Source organism: Streptomyces sp. SID12501 (assembly GCF_010550245.1).
Classification (GTDB): domain Bacteria; phylum Actinomycetota; class Actinomycetes; order Streptomycetales; family Streptomycetaceae; genus Streptomyces.
Map to the genome: position 1 here is coordinate 1 of NZ_JAAGLU010000919.1, position 405 is coordinate 405.

Here is a 405-nt window from a genome sequence, read left to right on the forward strand (position 1 = left end):
CCCATCCACCACGTCCAGATGGCCGACCGCATGACGGTTGGCCTGAAGCCGCGGCAGGTATTCCTTGACCGTGATCGAGCGCGGCACGTTCCAGCGCGGGTTGACCACCATGTATTTCATCAACTCGGTGAATTCGGGCGTTTCGAACTCGCGGTTGGCTTTGCCGACGACCACGCGGGTTTCGAAGATCTCCTGTCCATTCTCATAGATGCGGGCGTTGAACTCGGGCAGGTTCACCCAGACGTGACGGGCAGCCAGATCATGACCGCGCATCCAGCGCATGCGCTCCAACGCGACGAGGATCGCCTCGGCCTCGGGTCCGGTGCCGCGATTTAGCCGCGCAACGGTGCGCGGCCCGGCCACCCCGTCTGCCGGCAACCCGGCCGCCTGCTGATAGGCAGCGAC

Annotated in this window: 1 protein-coding gene; it reads right to left on the minus strand. The window is 64.7% G+C overall.

The annotated features are described in order from the left end of the window. Positions 1-405: L,D-transpeptidase family protein (locus G3I71_RS53130; RefSeq protein WP_164325485.1), on the minus strand; the 405-nt coding region annotated here is incomplete at both ends.